Below are 18,175 nucleotides of genomic sequence, written 5' to 3' on the forward strand. Positions count from 1 at the left end.
CCAGGCGATTTCTTATGGATAGCAGTATCCGGGGAAACTATGTAAAAAGATTCGGGGACCAATCTGTCTTCCGTATGAAAAATTGAATGTCCGGTTCTTACCCCGCCCCCTGCAGATGGCAGGGAGGCATGACTTCTAAATGGCTCCGTTTACTTCTGCCATTCTGCTTTTATTCTTCTGGTAAAATTTCGGGGAGCAATTATATTTTCTTTTAAATATCTTGGAAAAATAGCTCCTGCTGGCAAACCCGATGCTGTAGACCACTTCGGAGATATTCAGGTCTGTACTGGAGATAAGCCTTTCCGCTTTTTCCACCCTTACATTCCTTATAAAATCGGCTACCGTGCGGTTGTGCATTTCCTTGAACCCTTCCTGCAGCTTGCAGGGAGCAAGGCCGCTGATACTGCATAGATATTCCACGGTATATTGTTTCTCCGGGTTCTCATAGATAAATTCGGAAAGTTTGTGGATTTCCCTGCATTCCCTTTTGTTTAACGAGCCTGCCGTTTTTTCTTTATTCCTTTCATCTTCAATGAATTGTTGGATTTTAAGGCTTATAATGATATTTACGATACCTTCAAATAACAAATGCTTTGAGAGATCTGTTATCGCTATATGTCTCAGGCGCCGGGCATAATCGGCAATCATGAGGTTATAAGAACCTATGTAATTATAGGTGTGGGTTTTATTCAGAAAGGAGCGGAAGGTTTCCTTTCCGTCCGGACTGGTCTCCTGCTTGAGCCTGCTGCGCAGCAGGTCAATATCGTACAGGCATATCACAAAAAAGTCGTAAGGCTGTTTTTCCTTAAAGTGGTACTGAAGGATATTTTCCGCTTTTATATGAAGGATCTCTGTCTGGAATTCATCCAGGTGTTCTTCTTTATTTCCCAGGCTGCTGATCTTGTGGAATAATTGTCCTTTTACACTGTAAGCAAATAAAAAACACCTTTTTTCTTCCGTAAAAACTTTATAAGTTGTGTCCTGATTAAAGCAGACCCTGTAATGGGAAAAAACCAGTCCCTTTTTAATAACAGATTCTTTTATTCTTATCTTTCCAACCTGGTTGTTGTAAGAAAGCATTTTTTCATTTTTGGTCCTGGAGATTTCCTCATTGCTGTAAGCGGCAAGTGCCTCCAGAATTCCGGTTTGTTTCGATTCAATAATTAATGGGGTTTTCATAGTAAAGGGGTAGCATTTTTGTTATCGCTTGCCACATCAATGCTCGCATTGTCCCAAAAAGATGGTAGGTAAAGTCAATTCTAATTTAAAGAAGCAACCAGACTGTCTTTTCACGTTCAAATGCTGGCATTATTAGCTAATGCGATAGAGTTAGACATTCTTATTTTTCAAAATCCGACGGTGATCCGTATGATCAGGGCAGGGGTTAATCCGGTGAAACACGGCTGTAATTGCTTAAGGTTGCCTGTATATCCCGCGGAGGAAGACATGCACAGGCCGGATCTTTATCAATTACACAAGATGCCCCGAATATACTGGTTAAGCCCAAAGGTTATTGTTGCCGGGGTGAAACCCGGAATATCATGAAAGGTAAAAATTCCATGATTATCAAATCGGTGAGATTTTGCTTTCCCGTAAAACCACGGGAAAATTGCCGGTGATTGAGATAAGATTGCTTTTTTAATAGAGTTGGTATCTAAGTTGGTAAAACAATGGGGTTAAATTGTTTCAAAGAACTAAAAATACGATAATCAAAACTCAACTTGTTCGTGTGAACGTTTATGGTGTCTGAAAATAAATTGATTTCTGTGAAATAACATGTAATAAAGTAAAGAAAAGATTACAGATATACCATTACAGAATTGCCGTATTATATTATATAATTCCGTTATAAAAAATGTTAATAAACTGCTGATATTTAACAAGATAATAACAAACCTCGGTATTCTTTTTAAAATAAATATTTTTTTATGAAATGAACCATGACAATTTGAGTTGATACCTTTCGATCCCGATAATCCCGATAACTATCGGGATCGGGACTACCGGGACGACATGTTCAATGGCGAATTACATCTGACCAATTAAAAATAAATAAAATGAACAGATGAAAAAAACAGTATGCTTTGCAATGATGTAACTTTATTATATTCAAATATTTAGGTGCAAATAAGTACCTGCTCCTGCTCCTGGTTTTACCCGTTTCTCATACCTCTTTCTTTAATGCCATCTGCCTGTACATTCTTTCATATACGGTACAGAAAGTTTTCGATATTTAAATTGGATTCCAGGTATTGAAAGTTGATTTTCAGCACTTTTTCCAGGACCGTCTTAAATTCTTCATAGGTGCGGGGCTGGTCCATATAAATATTTGCACCGTTTACGAAAACCTCTTCAATGCTCTCTTCGGATGCAGTGACGGAGTAAACGGTAATTAACGTATTTTGAAGCCGCTGTTGTTTTCTGAGTTCCTGCAAATAAACCAGAACGTTTTTATCCGGGAGGTTTAATTTTAAGAAGAGAATGTTGGGAACATTGTTTTGCCGATCGCTCAAATATGCTGTGAGTTCCGATTCGTTACGGAAAACCATTAAACCCACCCATAGTTTAATTTCCTTCACAGTTTTTTCAAATAGTTTTATAGAGTATTCATCATCATCAACAATAGCTAGTTTAAAAAAAGTTCTTTTCATGTATTAATGTGTGTATAAGTGTAAGGTATATTATTGTTTTCTCTTTTCAATAATATTATAAAAGGTTGTAGGAGTTAATCCTGTTGTTTTCTTGAATTGTTGAGATAAGTGCGCCACACTGCTATACCCCAGTTTATAGGAGATCTGTGTTAAGGAAAGTTTATTCTCAAGAATCAATTTTTTGGCATAATCTATTTTCTTTAATATAACAAATTGTTCTATCGAATAATGAGTGTATTCGGAGAATATCTTGGAAAGGTAAGAGTATGAGTAATTTAGTTTCTCCGTCAAGTAGGTGGAAATTTTTTTGGATTTGAAGTTATCATGTAATAAGATCATTTCCGAAATGGTATCCTTTATGCGTTGAATGAGTTCATTCCGGGGATCTTCTATAACATAAATACCTGTTCCCTGTAACTTGTTTTTGAATTCATTAACTTCCGTAATGTCGGGTTGCCCTGTAAATTTTACTTCACCCCAGCCATTTAATTCGTATTTGAGTGAAGTTTCTTTAAGACATTCTTCTAATACTTTCATATAAACTTCTTGTGCATCATAGGTTAAGTATACACTAATCATATTAATCCCGGTTAATGGTACGTTATTAAGTGCTATTTCTTTGTATAACTTAAATGAATTCAGACAATCAGTCGATATTCATGAACGAAAACGGATAGAATAATCACAAAATGATGAATTAAAATTAAACGTAAATATAATCAAAAAAAGACTCCCTTAAGGAAAGGGAGCCTCTAATTACATCTTTGAATTAAATTCAAAGACAACCAACTCTAATCCGCATTGCTTTTTGCTTTTTCATTTACCCTGCTTTCTGCGATTTCCGTTAAACTCTCATCAGCTTCATACTCTTCCGTTAACGTACTGTGTAATGTACTGGCAATGTCGCCATGTCCCAGTTCCTTCGCAAATCTTGTTGCGGTACCGTATGCGGAAATCTCATAGTGCTCTATCCGCTGGGCCTCGGCTATTATCCCGGCATCCAGTACATCATCATCCATATCGTCTTTCATGAAATGTTCCGCTTCTTCCAGAAGCCCTTTCATGGCCAGGCATTTTTCTCCCTGGGGCTTGATATCCAGTTCGTCACAGATTTTTTCGATCCTGTTCCTATGTTCCTTGGTTTGTTCCAGGTGTTTTTCAATGGCATTTTTCAGTTTTTCGGTTTTTGCCTTTTGGGCCATTTTAGGGAGCGCTTTTACCAGTTGGTCCTCGGCACTATACAGGTCTTTGATCTGATGTTCAAATAAATCTTCCAATGTTTTCATAGTTTTGTTATTTATTGCTGTTTACGATACTGCTAATCTAATCTTCTTTTTAAGTGGACACTACCTCGAAAAAATTAAAAATTAATCCGATTACATTTTTTTTGTTGCTCCCAATTTTAGGTTAAAACCCTGTTCCCGATCAAGATCCCGATAATCAGGAATATCGGGATTATTGCAGAGACCTTAGTCCCTGCAAATTTTTTGTGCTGTTCTGTGGTTACTGAGTTACAGAGTTATTGCGTGTTGACTAAATAACTCAATCACCTAATAACTATGGCAACTTCCCCGCCTAAAGGCCGGACGGGCAGGATTGCCTTTCTAAACCTCTGAACTTGCAGTGCGGAGTGGTGTAGTTATCTGCTAAAGAGGTTCACAGGGAGAAAATATAAAGCCTTACCTTCCGCCCAGTTTCCATCTGTTAATTTCATCACGCAGTTGTGCGTGGCTTTTGCCGGTCTTCTTCTGTATGCGTCCCAGCATGATGCCGAATTCCCCGGGAGCATAGGAGACATCCACATTGCTCAGGTCGCTGTATTTTTTCCGGAAATCATCTTTTATTTCCGTCCATTTTTTTTCCAGTTCCCGATCTTTTTCCCGAATACCGGAATTTTCATCTTCGGCGTCGTGGAGGTGAGCCTCCAGAAACTCGTCCTGTTCCTGTTCCTGCTCTTTATCGTCCATACTTCCTCTTCCCCGGAATTGCCGGTCGTGTTCATCTGCTTGTATGCTCATGTTGCTGATTTCAAAAATTAAACTTCTGTTTACCCGGAGGTCGAATCCGCACTTTCCTTTACCTGGAGCGGTCCTCGATCCAGTCTTCGTACCTCTTGTATTGTTCGGGGGATAATATTTCCCTTAAAATACTGTCCCGGTCTATCTCACGGATATTTCCCGGAGTCTGGGCGTTCTTCCCCATGTCGTCTATACGCGTCTGGTAGTTCCTCTCAAATCTTTTGATTTGCTCATCATCCATCTGTACATGAGTGTATAAGGCGTTCAATTCTTCCTTATCGACGCTTGTTCTCATAGAACCGGACTGGTAATCCCCGTTCTCATTGGCATTCATGTCACTTGAACTCCTGTTGTTGGTGGTATCGGGATAAGTATCGTCCGTACGGTCCTTGTTTTTTCTGTCTCTGCAGGCTACCAATGCCAATACACCGATAGCTATGACTGTTAACTTTAAAATTTTCATGGTTTCTTTTTTTTAGTTATTCAATTTCTTCTATATCAAATCTAATCAGCTTTCATAAGAGAAATTGACCCATATCGATCAAAAATTAATCCGTGAGCATTTTGTGAAGAAAATTTATTCCGTTACAGGTGATTGTAAGAGAAGGGTTTAAGCGGGTATAATAATGAAGAAATACATTTTTCATCTGCCGGAAACCAAAGGAGGGCAGATCAGGGAGAAAAAAGTGGGTGTAGGAGGTTTTTACCTCCTACACCCTATATATGCCTTCTACATATTTAAGTCATAAGTTCCGGAGGCATATATACTAACTTACGTAAAACAACTCACGACTGTCTTTCCATAGCATTTTTCTTTGATCTTCCACTGGTTGAGATAAGTGTAATCGGTAAATTCACTTCATATCTGTAGCTCCTTCTTTAGAATGTTGTAAAGCCAGTTTTGTCGCTTTTTCTTTTAGTCCGTCAGGTACTTTTTCACCCATAGGGCCCTTGGCTATGGTGATCCCCCCGTCTACGGGGTAGATGGCACCGGTAACATACGAAGCTTCTTCCGAGGCCAGGAAGAGATAAACATTTGCCACCTCTTCCGGTGTTCCCCTTCTTCCCATTAATGTGGCGTTTACGGTCAGTTTTTCCATGCTCCTGTCCATATCACTGGTTTCCCGGTGCGTCCATGCCGTATCTATGGGGCCCGGAGCCACACAATTAACACGTACTCCGCGGGAAGCCTGTTCTCCGGCTATACCTTTCATGAAGGCATGGAGAAAACCTTTTGTTCCGCCATATGCGGCATTTTCAGGCAGTCCCAGCGTGCCTGATTCCGAGCCGGCATAAATAATGCACCCTTCTGTCTTCTGAAGTTCCTTTACCGATGCTTTTGTCATCAGAAAAGCGGTACGGATATTGTTTTTGACCAGGTTCTCAAAAGCTTCCGTGCTGAATTTTTCTATAGGGTTTATTTCCGGGAATACCCCGGCATTATTAATGAGAATATCGAGTTTTTCCCAGCGATTAAGGATTTCCCGTACGGCTTCTTCTGCATGCTCCTTAACTGAAATATCGCCGGAATACCCGGCAGCATCACCTCCCTTATCCTTAATTTCCCGTACAACATCATCTACCGGATCGTCCGGGAAACCTACAACCAGTACTTTAGCGCCTTCCCGGGAGAATTTCTTGCTGATAGCTTCTCCGATACCTGTGGCTCCCCCGGTGATAATTGCCGTTTTTCCTTCCAGTTTTCCCATGTTGCTCTTCATTTATATTGTTACAAAAATTGTTTTTTCACAGTGTTGTAAAACAAAATTAGGAGTTACCATTGCCCCATGTGGGCCGTAATACGAAAAATTTTGACTCAAAAGGTAGTAGTTGAGGAGTTAGTGAGTTGTTTAGTGCGTATTGTCTAATTAACTAAGTAACCTAATAGCCTAATAACTTAACAACCAACAGCCATGTTAATGCCAGGATAATCCTTTACTATCGACAGGAGGGCGGTTTTACGCATGGGGATACCAACTTTACTCCCGGGGACATTAACTCCAGGCACGGGGATGTCAGCTTTGCACACGGGGACATTAACTATAGGTATGGGGATGCCAACCTTGCGCACGGGGATGTCAACTTTCCTCCCGGGGATGTCAACTTTGATATGGAGGATATCAACTCTGGAACGGGGGTACCCCGGCTTTGTCCACCGGAAGCGAATTCTCCAAAAACGGTTTTCAAAGCGTCCTATTTCAAATAACCAAACGAGTTAATTATTTATTTTTTTGCAATACATATCAGAAAAAGAGACGCTTAGCTTTGTTGGTGTAACTGTAAAATGGATGAAGAGAATGCCGGAGGCAAAGGGCATTGTATAAACCTGTCTGCACTGTAGGCCCATCTTTTTCTAAAGAAAGATGTTTCTGGTATTCTCTTTTCTCTAAGCACATTTAAACACTATTATTATGACAACACGTGTTCACGGACTGCTGGATTACATGATGGGGATATTCCTGTTGTTAATCCCTCTTTTATTTTCTTTTCCCGGAGGGGCGCCGACAACCATATTATTTTCGGTCGGTATCCTGATCGTACTCCTTACTTTGACGACCAATTACGAAAGAGGAATTGTAAAGATCATTCCCATGAACCTGCACCTGGCCATTGATATTTTAACTGGTCTTTTTCTGGTAATTTCTCCGTGGATATTCGGTTTCTCGGATATATTGATATGGCCTTTCGTATTACTGGGGACCATTGAAATAATTATAGCAGTACTTACCCTGGGCCATCCTCCTAAACCGTACCATACGTATTAAGCCTGTGGTACCCGTGCGAAACCGGTTCGCATACTTGTTACATTCTCCTGAAAAAGTATTTATAAACCTTATAAAAACTTATGCCATGAAAACTGAAAATTTATCACATAAGGAAGCTCTCGAAAAAATGAAAGAAATGGTCGACAATATCAAAGTGGCCATTTTGCTTTCCGACTTGAAAACGGTACCGATCGGAGCTAACCCGATGAATACAAAGAAAATAGAGGAAAACGGAAATATCTGGTTTTTAAGTTCCCTTAACAGCAACCACTACACTAATATTCTGGCCGATATCAGGGTACAGCTGCTTTACAGCCACCCGGAAAAAATGCAGTTCATAAGTATATACGGGAAAGCCTATATCTATACCGACAAAAGTATTCTCGAGGAATTGTACAGCAAAAAGGATGATGAATGGTTTGACGGAATAAATGATGTGGAAATGATTGCTATAAAAATAGTTCCGGCTTCCATCTATTATTGGGACAGGGAACATAACAAATTCATAGAACTCCTGAAGAACCTAGTGGAAAACAAATCGTTGAAAGAAGATAATTCCGGGGATAAAACCAAGGGGAAGATAGACCTCTGACCCCGGGGCTCCCTGTTTCCAGTGCGGCACTATCCATGCTTTTCGGATTTGCCCTTGTCTTTTGAAATGGTATGCTTTCTTCCTTCTTTCGTATTCCAGCTGTCTTTGAACAGTTGCATAAAGGCCAGTGTAAGTACCATGGTGGTTGCGGCACCCATAAGGATGACCGTGAGTATCAGCATTCCCTTTTTCGCAAACCAGTCGAATTTCCACATGGTCATGAATTCATCCGTAAAACCCGGGTTCAGTTCTATAATATAGAGCGCAAAGAATACGGCACAAACAGCAGTAGCGGTAAAACCGGTAACCAACCCGGCTGAAAAACCGTGTTGGTACCTGAACTTTTCTCCCTTGAGCTTTTTCAGGTTCTTTATAACCAAATATATCCCTGCCCCGGTAATGACTATATTCATAACACTGAAGACAGGCTGTATGTGAAGCCCGATCAGGGAAAGTAACAGAAAATATGCTATTAAGGCTATTCCTACTATACTGCCGTATCTGAATGAGATGGTCTGATCTTTCATGTGTTTATTTTTATTGTTTTAAATGGTCATGCTTCGACAAGCTCAGCACAGGAATGTAACCTTTGATGACTAAAATAATCATTGCCTTATGTGTCTAAAGATTATTTTAGTCATGTCGGTTTCATTTTATCTGAACATTCGAAAGGGAAGAGCAAGTTGCTATAATATCTAAGCAGTCGCGAACCTCATCAAGGTTTTTTTTGACTCATTCGGTTAAATCCTCTGATTATTAACTTTTCTTTCATAAAAAAATGAACGAGAATATGTAATTTGCTTAGGCCTACTCTTAGAAATCTCACCTTTTTTTATTAAAAATCATAACAACAGCACATCTATGCAATGGGATCAAATTGACTATAAAAAATTTAAAAAACAGTTGGAAGAGGATGCTATTGTTGAGCTGGTTCTCCCGGATAACGGCTTTCTTCATATAGAAGAAAAACTCTCTTTTATTCTCATTTACCGGAAGAAAGCCAACGATGAAGGGACAGGCCGGCTGGTAAAAACAATAGGATCTTATTTACTGATGGGAGGAGACGACCTTTCCGAATATTCAAAATTGCTGAGAATACTGATTAACTTCTTTACCAAAAAATACAATTCCTACCTGCTTTTTGAAATCTACAGCGGGCCTCCCCAAAGTACCACCTTTGTTATAAAAGGCCCGGCTCATAAATTACCGGCCACGTTGCAGGTTTTAAAGGAGAAATTACAAAATATACCCTATGGTTTTCTTGTAAAACCGATAGATGTGGTCATAGAACAGACCAAAAAAAGGCATGCGGAAGAAGAAAGTCCTATTATAGACATCAAAAATGCAAAAATAAGTGCGGGATTGCTTCTCGCACTCGAAGTCCCTCCTATATACCGCGATGAGGACGGAAATATTTACCCGGTATTTTTCCAGACGTTCAGGAATGATTTTGCCAAGGCCATACAAAAAACGCTTTTTGAATACCTGCGTGTCCAAACCACTTCCGGTATTGCCAGTTATCAGGCGCTGGGGAAAAGCCAGATCCAGGAAGAAGTGTTGAAAATGGACCGTCAGCTTACGGAAATACAAAACACTTACCAGTTCCTTATGCAGGTGGCCCCGGTAAACCTCGAACAGATTAAAAAGAATTTTTTTCAGAGCAACTTCAAGAAATTGTCCAAATACCATTACCGGTTGCTGACCGCCGATCCGGATTTGCTGAAAAGAAAATTATTCAACCTGCAAATAGAGAAAATAGATGACCCCGCCCTGTTTTATATTTTCAAGGAAAAAAGAGAAGAACTCGACCAGCAAATATCCATGCTGGGTGAGCGGGGGACAAAGAATTTTTTTTATAACAGTATCCGTATTTACAAAGGTGTCAACAAAGACCTCTTAACCGAAGCCACAGCTATTTTAAAGAATATCCCCGAAAAAAACGAAGAAGACAAAGATGCTTTGAACGCCAGGGAATTTGCAACACTCGCTATGGAAGAATTTGAGGAATACCGTCAGCGGGGTTCTTTTTTTAAAAGCAGGATACACCTGAGGGAAGACCTGAATATACTGATGGTATCAAGAGGAGAACTGTACATCCCCACCACATTGCGGGTGCCACATAAAGAGGCAAAAGCACTTATACAGCATGAAGTGGGGACCCATGCCCTTACGTATTACAATGGTAAAGAGCAGCCCCTGACCCAACTGGCTATAGGACTTGCCGATTATGAGACGTTGCAGGAAGGGATTTCCGTACTTTCGGAATACTTCAGTGGCGGCCTTACAGGTAACCGGTTGAGAATGCTGGCAGGGAGAGTTGTTGCCGGAAACGAGTTACTTAAAGATTCCAATTTCCACGAGGTCTTTTTCAAACTGTATACCGAATTCGACTTTTCAAAGGAGCGTGCCTTTAATATCACAGCCAGGGTTTTTCAGGGAGGGGGCTTTCTCAAGGATGTAATTTATTTACGCGGATTGTTACAGGTGGTGAATTATTTAAGGGAAGGCGGGGAACTGGAACCCTTGCTTGCGGGAAAATTTGCCATTAAGCACCTGGACGTTGTAAAGGACCTGACCACACGGGATATACTCATAAAACCGAAATTACTTCCCAGGTACATGCAATGGGAGTCTTTTCAGGAAAAACTTAATAACATCAGGGAGGGATTACCTCTCTTTAAAATGATCTCATCATGAAAATAGGTTTTGTCTTAAATGATTTTGCTACCGAACGTTGTGGCACTTCTGTAACCTTAATGAATAAAGCATCGCAGATGGGACATAGCGTCTATGCCCTGGATGTGGGGGACTTTATTTTCTGTAATGACTCCTGTATGAAGATTTATGCCTATAAAATCGAACAGTGCGACCGGTTGTTATCTCCTGAAGAGTGCCTTCAACAACTGAAAAGTGCCGACATGATAAAAAGTAAAATCCCCCTGGGAGAACTGGATGTGCTTTTTCTCAGGAATAATCCTACGGAGGAAAATTCTATGAGGCATTGGGCGGAGCAGGCGGGGATAGCATTCGGCAGGCTGGCAGAGCAGGAGGGGGTACTTGTGTTGAACGACCCTTATGGCCTGTCGGAAGCTTTTATAGATAAACTTTATTTTGAAGAACTGCCGAAATGTATTAAACCCGGATCTATCATTACGCGGTATAAAAGCGAGATCCTCAGGTTCTGGGATAAACACGATAAGAAAATGGTATTAAAACCTCTACAAGGCTCGGGGGGCAAGGATGTGTACCTGATAGACAAAAAAGAAAAGAATATCAATCAGATTATAGATACCATTCTGGCGCAGGGATATGTCATTGCCCAGGAATATCTTCCGGAAGTAGACCAGGGAGGTGATATCCGGGTACTATTGATGAACGGCAGGGTGTTGGAAGAAAACGGGGAAAAAGCGCTCATCGGGAGGGTGAATAAGAACAAGGAAGAATTCCGAAGCAATTTTAAAGTCGGGGCCATAGCCAGCAACAGCCAGCTGACCCCGGCCATAGAGAAGATCGTTAGCCTTACTTCTCCCAAACTGATAAGAGACGGCCTGTTTCTGGTGGGGCTCGATGTTATAAAAGATAAGCTCATAGAAATAAATGTCTTGAGCCCGGGGGGACTGGACAGGTTCAAGGATATAGGCATGTCCGATTTTTCGGAAACCGTAATAAAGGCTATCGAACGTAAGCTTTATTATAAAAAAAAGTATAAAGGCAGGTTCAGTAACCGGGTATTGGCAACAATGGAATAGCCGGCATATATATAAAATGATGGAAAGAATAATCGGCACATATTCCAATAACAGGGAGGGAGCGTTATTATTTATAACGGCAGGTATTCACGGTAATGAACCCAGTGGTGTCGCTGCCCTGGAAAAAGTATTTTCCGAATTGCAGTATTTCCGGCCGGAAATCGGGGGGACTGTCGTGGGAATAAGGGGAAATATCGGGGGGCTGAAAGTTAAAAAACGCTTTATAGAAGAAGATCTTAACCGTGTATGGACAGAAAAGAACATTGTGTCCGGGAAAACAGATACGAAGGAGAAAAAAGAAATGCTCGATATCCTGAACGTTATCAGGCTCTTTTCGGAAAAGGAACATACAAAGCGTTATTTCCTGGACTGCCATACCACTTCGGCCGAAACACAGCCTTTTATTTCCGTACAGGATGTCGGCGACAACGATAAGTGGGCACATTTGTTTCCGGTATCCGTTGTTCGTGGCTTCAGTGATATTGTAGATGGTTGTATCGATCAATATCTGAGCAGAAGGGGAATAACAGGCTTTGTATTTGAGGCAGGACAACACGATGCCCTTTCTGCCATAAAGAATCAGGAGTGCCTCATTTGGCTTGCCATTGAAAAAGCATGTGGCTTAAACCTTGGCCAGATCCCCGAATTATCCGAATACCTGGAGGTTTTCCGGAAGGATATACAAAAGCAATCGACCTTCAGGATTATCCATAGATATGCTTTGGCAGAAGGAGACCGGTTTGTGATGGAGCCGGGATTTTCCAATTTTCAAAAAATAAGGAAGGGAGAATTGCTGGCCGTTCATAACGGTAAAGAAGTAACGAGTCGCTGGGATTCGTACATTTTTATGCCCTTATACCAGTCACAGGGCAAAGAGGGTTTCTTTATCATAGATTGCGTATAAGGTCATTGCGGTAAGGAAGGGGAGCGTATGGGAAAAAATTTCGGGAAGAAAGAATACACTCCTGTATTTACGGGCGTGACCGGAAATTTCACTGTTACAAGTCATCTGAGTCAATTATTTGAGGGATTATTTCCTTTTAAGATATAAATCTTACCTAGTTTTAGGGTAATACAGTTTTTGATACCAGGAGAGGTGCTGTTTTACACAAGGAGGTAAAAGCAAGTCGGAAGGACTGCAATGATTAACGGTTTACCTAAAAAAATAAAAAATGAATAAAGAAGCTTTTTGGAATATATGGAGTTCGGCATATGCCTATCCCTCTGTTAAGGAGAACCTGACAACGGATATAGCAGTAGTCGGGGGTGGAATAACAGGAATTACAACGGCATATTTACTGAAAGAACAGGGTTTTAAAGTAATTGTGCTGGAAGCAAAGAGCGTAGGCAAAGGGACTACGGGACAAAGTACGGGGAATTTGTACGAGATAACAGAAGACGTATTTTCCCGGTTTTCATCCAAATACGACCTGGAATACCTGGAAAAACTGATCTCTTCCAGGCGAAAAGCCATAGAACTTATCAGGGAGATCATATTGACCTACGACATAGATTGTAATTACCAGAACCAGTCCATGTACCTTTTCGAAGACGGTGGTATGGACAAGATATCGGAAGAGGAAGAAACGGCAAAAAGAATACATGCCTCCTTTACCAAACTCAATGATTCCGATATTGTTTTCCCTTTTAAAAACGGTTTGAAGCTCCCCAACCAGGCGCAATTTAACCCTCTTCTGTACGTGCAGGAATTAGCAAAAATTGCGGAAGGAGGCACATGCAAGATATTTGAAAATTCTGCGGTAACCCAGATAACGGAGAAAAAGGAAGAGATAGAGCTGGAGGTAAATAAAAAGAAAGTAACCGCTAAGTATGTAGTGCAGTCAACCCATGTCCCCAAGGGCAAAAAAGTACAGTATCACTCCGTTCTGTTGCCCTACAGGGAATACGCGGTGGCAACAAAAGTGGCCAATTCGGGTTTTCCAGAAGGCATTTACTGGAGGTATACCCCTAAAGGAAAAATTTCCTTCCGGCGTTATGAACGGGGAAGTGAAACGTATTTTTTGGCGGTAGGGAAAGAACACAAAACAGGAGAAGTAAAGGACACCCCGGAAAGTGTAATTGAACTGATGGACTTTCTGAAGGATAATTTCTATATAAATAAAATCGATTATCAGTGGAGTGCCCAGAATTATAAGCCCGCAGATCATTTGCCTTACATAGGCAGGCTTAATAAAAATTCGAACCAGTTCGTAGCAACGGGCTTTTCCGTCGATGGCCTGGTATTTGGGACATTGGCTGCAAAAATAATTTCCGATACCATTTCCGGAACAGAAAACGATGATGCCTATTTTTACAAGTCTACCCGGAGTTCACCGGTCAAATCTTTCCGAAGGTTCATAAAAGAAAATGCCGATGTACTGACGCACTTTCTCAAACCCGGTGTAAATGACAAAGAGACTTTGGACAGTATAAAAAGGGGAGATGCAGCCGTAATAAAGATCAGGAATGAAAAAGCAGCGGTATACAGGGACCTCGAAGGAGAACTGAAGGTACTTTCCGCTACGTGTCCCCATATGGGGTGCACCGTAGTGTGGAATACTGTTGAGAAAAGCTGGGACTGTCCTTGCCACGGAAGCAGGTTTGATAGCCGGGGAAAAGTTATAGAAGGGCCGGCACTTCACCATCTGAAACAAATTATCCTATAGTTCCGTTTTACTAAAGTTTTTTCACGGATTGCCCGGAACAGATCAAACCGTTTATCCCCGGTCAGACCCTACAGTTTCCCTGTAGACCTGGGGAGATACTTCCACATTCTTTTTAAAAAACCTGCTGAAGTAGTATTCATCGTTGTATCCGAGGTCGTAGGCTATTTCTTTTACCGTTTTGTTGGTCAGGTAAAGTTCTCTCTTGGCTTCTATGATGATCCTGTCGGAAATCAGGGCGGTGACGGTTTTTTTATAGTGCCTTTTTGTAATTTTTGCCAGGGCCTTGGGAGTAATGGCCAGCATATCGGCATAATCACTGACAGCATGTTTTTTCTTATAATGGGCTTCGATACAATCTTTTAAGTTTTGCAGTACAAAAGGTTCGTCATCTCCCGTCATATCAGTTGCTTGTTGAGGGTATTGCTCCGATTTCAGCCGGGACAGCATGATCAAAAAGATTTTCAGGTAAGATACCAGCAACTCGTACTGTGCAAATCCCTTTATCCGGATTCCTTCCTTCATTTGTTCTGCCAATAGTTGGAGTGTTTGCCGTGAAGTTTCCGGGAGGGACACCAGGGGCGCTCCGTACATATTGTTAAACAATACCCCGTCGCAGGCTACTTCCTTATGATGTTTGTAGATACAAAAGAAATCGGGGTGGAAATGGATCACAATACCTTTTAACTGCGTTTCCGGCAGGATTTTAAACGGTTGATACAAGGAGAAGGAAAGCACAGTATTCTCCGTAAACTCATATTCCGACAGGTCTGCCTGTACTCTGCCCGTTCCCCCGGTTACCCAGACGAGGGTATAATAATTAAACCGTTGTAAGGATTCGAATATATTGTGTTCAAACGTCATCACCTTAAATGCCAGGTTGCCCGTTTTGGGATCTATGAGTGTATGGTTGCTTGTTTGTAGCATATGGATACTGTGCATTAATAATACGGTATTAAAAGTAAAAATACTATTTTACTCCCTAAGTGATATTTATAGTCTCCGGTCCGCTTTTCGAATAGGCAGATCATTGATACTGGCATATCGTTTTTGCATCAGCCCGTTTTTATCAAATTCCCAAAGCTCGTTCCCATAAGCGCGGAACCATTGCCCGTTTACATCCTCATATTCATATTCGAAACGGACCGCGATGCGGTTTTCGTTGAAGGCCCATAACTCTTTTTTCAGTTTGTAATGCTTTTCTTTTTCCCATTTTTCGGTCAAGAACCCGATAATTTCATCTCTTCCGTTAATGAACTGTGCCCGGTTCCTCCACTCGGAGTCTGCCGTATAGGCCAGGGCTACCCTGGCGGGGTCCTTGCTGTTCCATGCATCTTCTGCCAGTTGTACTTTTTCTTTGGCGGTTTCCCGTGAAAAAGGAGGGACCGGTTTTCTGATTTCCATTATAAATAAATTTAAAAAGTGAAGAATAAGGCGGGCACGGGCTGTGATGTATCCGCCCGGAATAATCGAATGGTTAAATTGCGGCTGATTCCGTTAATTCCGCTTCGGGAAAATCAATGGCTACCGCGACTGCATTGTTAAAGTAATTCGTAAAAATATTCAGAGCAGTATGGGCTATGATTTCGGTTATCGCGGCATCCGTATATCCTGCCGACCGGAGGGCCTGTACATCTTCATCACTTACCTCCCCTTTTTTGGCCAGCAGTGCCCTTGCAAAGGTCAGCGCTGCCTGGGTTTTGGGAATAGCGGATTTACCTTCCCTCGCCGCTTCAATGGCCCGGGGTTCTATCCCGGCCAGTTTTTCCCCGATAAAGCTATGGGCAGCATTGCAGTAATTACATTTGTTTGCATTGGCAATTGTGAGGGCTATAAGTTCACCCAGTTTACCTCCCAGCGAACTTTTGCCTAACGTTTCGTTCATGGTCAGGTAGCTTTCCAATACCACGGGTGAATTTCCCATGGTCCGCATCATGGCAGGGACCATACCTAATTTGGTGTGTATTCCGTCAAACAGTTCTTTTGTTTTTCCTTTAGCCGTTTCCGGCTGTAGTGCTTCGATTCTTTGCATTTTATTTGATTATTAATATCCAGGTCGTTATTGACAGTACAAAGATTTGAAAAGTATAACCGCCGGGAAATGGACGAACTTCGCCATCGGATGGATAATTTTCCTCCGGGAGAATATGCCGCTTTCTTCTCCTCCGGAAAAAAACAGCCCCGGCCGTAGAACAAATTCTATATGGTCTTAGAATTTGTTCTATACCCGTTTTTGTCTTCGCAAAAGGATTGCAATGTATTTTCGGAACTCCTTGTAAAAACACTGAATATCAATAAAAAAAAGATTAAGGGAATTGTGCCTCAGCATTCCTTTTCCACGAACAAAATGCCGAACCGTTATGAAACAGTTTTACACCACATTTTTCTATCTCCTTATCATCTCTTTGCAGGCCCAGGAAAAAACGATGCAATTTACCCTTGACGATAGTTACCGGGTACAGGATTGTGATGTTACGGGCACCGGTAATTTTTTTATACTGGAAAACGGCAGTGCCGCGAACAGGACCCGGCTTACACTTTTGGATAATGATCTGAACGAGGTATACAGGTTCCGGGGAAAAGACAGGATCACTGGGGAAGACCTCATTGCCGTGTCACAGACCGGGAAAAATGCGATCTTCAGGTACGGTGGCATATTCCGGGACAAAGATTTTTATCGTATACACGAAAGCGAATTGTCCGGTTTTCCGGGAAAAGATCCCGTGGAAAACCGCATACAGTTTTTAAATGACGAGGAATTCGTGACTATTGGAAAAAAAGAAGGGGCCGGTAAAAGAGATAAAGATGTTTACCTGTATGTCAAAAGTCTGTCCGGGCACAATGAGAACAGGGCAAAGCTGGATCTTCCCGGGGGAGCGGAATTCCGAAAACCGAAACTGTTGTATTTTGACAACGAGATATTTATAGTAGCCTGGACAACCAAAGCCGAAACCACATCCAGGAAGTACGTGTGTACCACCTATGACTACCGGGAGAATATACACAGCGAAGCAAAACTTGATTTTGAAGTCAATGATAAAGAGGAGGAAGAGTTTGCCACACTGCATTTAAACAGGGATTCGTTTTCTTCCTGTCAACCGGCCGGTGCTAATAGTGATAAAAGGACCGTATTTGCCTATCAGCTCCCTACCGAAGAGGCTCGTGGGGCTGTTGTCTATGATAGCAGTGAAAAGGTATATTACGTTTATGCGGGCGTAAGGAGAGAAAAGGGAGGTTCCGGGTTTTTAGTGTGTAAATACAACCGGAGCGGGCATCCGGTCTGGAAACAATACCATACAATAGCAGGGGCGGATTTTAAGCGTACAAACGGTTTCAACAGGTATCTTACCTTCGATGTTACCCCGCACTTTTTGGGAATTTCCGCGTATTCCACCAAAGGAAAGAAGTACTGTAATTTTTACATCCTTAAAAAAGAGGACGGCAGGGTGACAGACAGTAAAATTTTTAATAGCTACAAACTTCAGACAGACCGTAACCAATATGCCGGTTTATACTCCAGGTTCAGCTCCGGGGACAAGGGGTATAAAAATATTGTATTCGACAGGTTTACCGTATTCTCTTCCCTTTACAACCGGGACTTTTCGTCATTTATCGATGCCATAGCCACGAAGACATTGCTAAAAAGCTACCCTACGGCCTGCGGGACCAACGTTATCAGTGTGGAAAGAAAAGCCAGGACCCTGATTTTTCAGAAATTTACTTTTTGACCGGTGGAT

Annotated in this window: 18 protein-coding genes; 7 read left to right on the plus strand and 11 right to left on the minus strand. The window is 41.6% G+C overall.

All coding sequences use genetic code 11. The annotated features are described in order from the left end of the window. Window positions 1-135: 135 nt before the first annotated feature. From ED312_RS10595 to ED312_RS10630, 7 genes are all read right to left on the minus strand, one after another. Entirely contained in the window at window positions 136-1,179 is a 1,044-nt protein-coding gene (locus ED312_RS10595) for a helix-turn-helix domain-containing protein (RefSeq protein WP_123215983.1), read from the minus strand. A gap of 1,025 nt (window positions 1,180-2,204) precedes the next feature. Next, a complete protein-coding gene (locus tag ED312_RS10605; protein ID WP_123215985.1) occupies window positions 2,205-2,651 on the minus strand; it encodes a response regulator in 447 nt (148 codons plus the stop codon). A gap of 30 nt (window positions 2,652-2,681) precedes the next feature. Further along, entirely contained in the window at window positions 2,682-3,188 is a 507-nt protein-coding gene (locus tag ED312_RS10610) for a helix-turn-helix domain-containing protein (protein WP_123216009.1), read from the minus strand. 254 nt (window positions 3,189-3,442) lie between these two features. Continuing rightward, window positions 3,443-3,937, minus strand: coding sequence for a YciE/YciF ferroxidase family protein (locus ED312_RS10615; protein WP_123215986.1), 495 nt, complete (start codon window positions 3,935-3,937; stop codon window positions 3,443-3,445). Window positions 3,938-4,330: 393 nt separating this feature from the next. Further along, window positions 4,331-4,669: a hypothetical protein gene (locus tag ED312_RS10620; RefSeq protein ID WP_123215987.1), complete on the minus strand. Its 339-nt coding sequence runs from the start codon at window positions 4,667-4,669 to the stop codon at window positions 4,331-4,333. A gap of 58 nt (window positions 4,670-4,727) precedes the next feature. Continuing rightward, window positions 4,728-5,132 (minus strand): hypothetical protein, encoded by a 405-nt coding sequence (locus ED312_RS10625; protein WP_123215988.1) that lies wholly within the window; start codon window positions 5,130-5,132, stop codon window positions 4,728-4,730. Between the two features lie 391 nt (window positions 5,133-5,523). Then, window positions 5,524-6,378, minus strand: a complete 855-nt coding sequence (locus ED312_RS10630) for an SDR family NAD(P)-dependent oxidoreductase (protein ID WP_123216010.1) — start codon at window positions 6,376-6,378, stop codon at window positions 5,524-5,526. A gap of 702 nt (window positions 6,379-7,080) precedes the next feature. Here ED312_RS10630 and ED312_RS10635 point away from each other — a divergent pair. Both ED312_RS10635 and ED312_RS10640 read left to right on the plus strand, forming a co-directional pair. Then, window positions 7,081-7,434 (plus strand): SPW repeat domain-containing protein, encoded by a 354-nt coding sequence (locus tag ED312_RS10635; protein ID WP_123215989.1) that lies wholly within the window; start codon window positions 7,081-7,083, stop codon window positions 7,432-7,434. 85 nt (window positions 7,435-7,519) lie between these two features. Continuing rightward, a complete protein-coding gene (locus tag ED312_RS10640; protein ID WP_123216011.1) occupies window positions 7,520-8,026 on the plus strand; it encodes a pyridoxamine 5'-phosphate oxidase family protein in 507 nt (168 codons plus the stop codon). Between the two features lie 29 nt (window positions 8,027-8,055). Here the strand turns inward: ED312_RS10640 and ED312_RS10645 are convergent, their stop codons facing one another. After that, a complete protein-coding gene (locus tag ED312_RS10645) occupies window positions 8,056-8,553 on the minus strand; it encodes a DUF4199 domain-containing protein (protein WP_123215990.1) in 498 nt (165 codons plus the stop codon). A gap of 334 nt (window positions 8,554-8,887) precedes the next feature. Here ED312_RS10645 and ED312_RS10650 point away from each other — a divergent pair, with 334 nt between their 5' ends. From ED312_RS10650 to ED312_RS10665, 4 genes are all read left to right on the plus strand, one after another. After that, on the plus strand, window positions 8,888-10,723 hold the full coding sequence (locus ED312_RS10650; protein WP_123215991.1) for a flavohemoglobin expression-modulating QEGLA motif protein: 1,836 nt from the start codon (window positions 8,888-8,890) through the stop codon (window positions 10,721-10,723). Then, window positions 10,720-11,775, plus strand: coding sequence for an ATP-grasp domain-containing protein (locus tag ED312_RS10655; RefSeq protein WP_123215992.1), 1,056 nt, complete (start codon window positions 10,720-10,722; stop codon window positions 11,773-11,775). Before ED312_RS10650 ends, ED312_RS10655 begins: the two co-directional genes overlap by 4 nt. Before the next feature lie 16 nt (window positions 11,776-11,791). After that, window positions 11,792-12,679 carry a M14 family metallopeptidase gene (locus tag ED312_RS10660; protein WP_123215993.1) on the plus strand — a complete coding sequence of 296 codons (888 nt, stop codon included), beginning with the start codon at window positions 11,792-11,794 and terminating at the stop codon, window positions 12,677-12,679. A gap of 268 nt (window positions 12,680-12,947) precedes the next feature. After that, complete coding sequence (locus ED312_RS10665) at window positions 12,948-14,441, plus strand: FAD-dependent oxidoreductase (RefSeq protein ID WP_123215994.1); 1,494 nt, start codon at window positions 12,948-12,950, stop codon at window positions 14,439-14,441. Between the two features lie 51 nt (window positions 14,442-14,492). Here the strand turns inward: ED312_RS10665 and ED312_RS10670 are convergent, their stop codons facing one another. The 3 genes from ED312_RS10670 to ED312_RS10680 form a co-directional block, all read right to left on the minus strand. Beyond that, on the minus strand, window positions 14,493-15,380 hold the full coding sequence (locus tag ED312_RS10670) for a helix-turn-helix domain-containing protein (RefSeq protein WP_240643079.1): 888 nt from the start codon (window positions 15,378-15,380) through the stop codon (window positions 14,493-14,495). Between the two features lie 51 nt (window positions 15,381-15,431). After that, complete coding sequence (locus ED312_RS10675; RefSeq protein ID WP_123215995.1) at window positions 15,432-15,842, minus strand: nuclear transport factor 2 family protein; 411 nt, start codon at window positions 15,840-15,842, stop codon at window positions 15,432-15,434. Window positions 15,843-15,915: 73 nt separating this feature from the next. Further along, on the minus strand, window positions 15,916-16,470 hold the full coding sequence (locus ED312_RS10680) for a carboxymuconolactone decarboxylase family protein (protein WP_123215996.1): 555 nt from the start codon (window positions 16,468-16,470) through the stop codon (window positions 15,916-15,918). Window positions 16,471-16,798: 328 nt separating this feature from the next. Here ED312_RS10680 and ED312_RS10685 point away from each other — a divergent pair, with 328 nt between their 5' ends. After that, complete coding sequence (locus ED312_RS10685; RefSeq protein WP_123215997.1) at window positions 16,799-18,166, plus strand: hypothetical protein; 1,368 nt, start codon at window positions 16,799-16,801, stop codon at window positions 18,164-18,166. The last annotated feature ends 9 nt before the right edge of the window (window positions 18,167-18,175 follow it).

Origin of the sequence: Sinomicrobium pectinilyticum (genome assembly GCF_003725735.1) — a bacterium.
GTDB classification, from domain to species: Bacteria; Bacteroidota; Bacteroidia; order Flavobacteriales; family Flavobacteriaceae; genus Sinomicrobium; species Sinomicrobium pectinilyticum.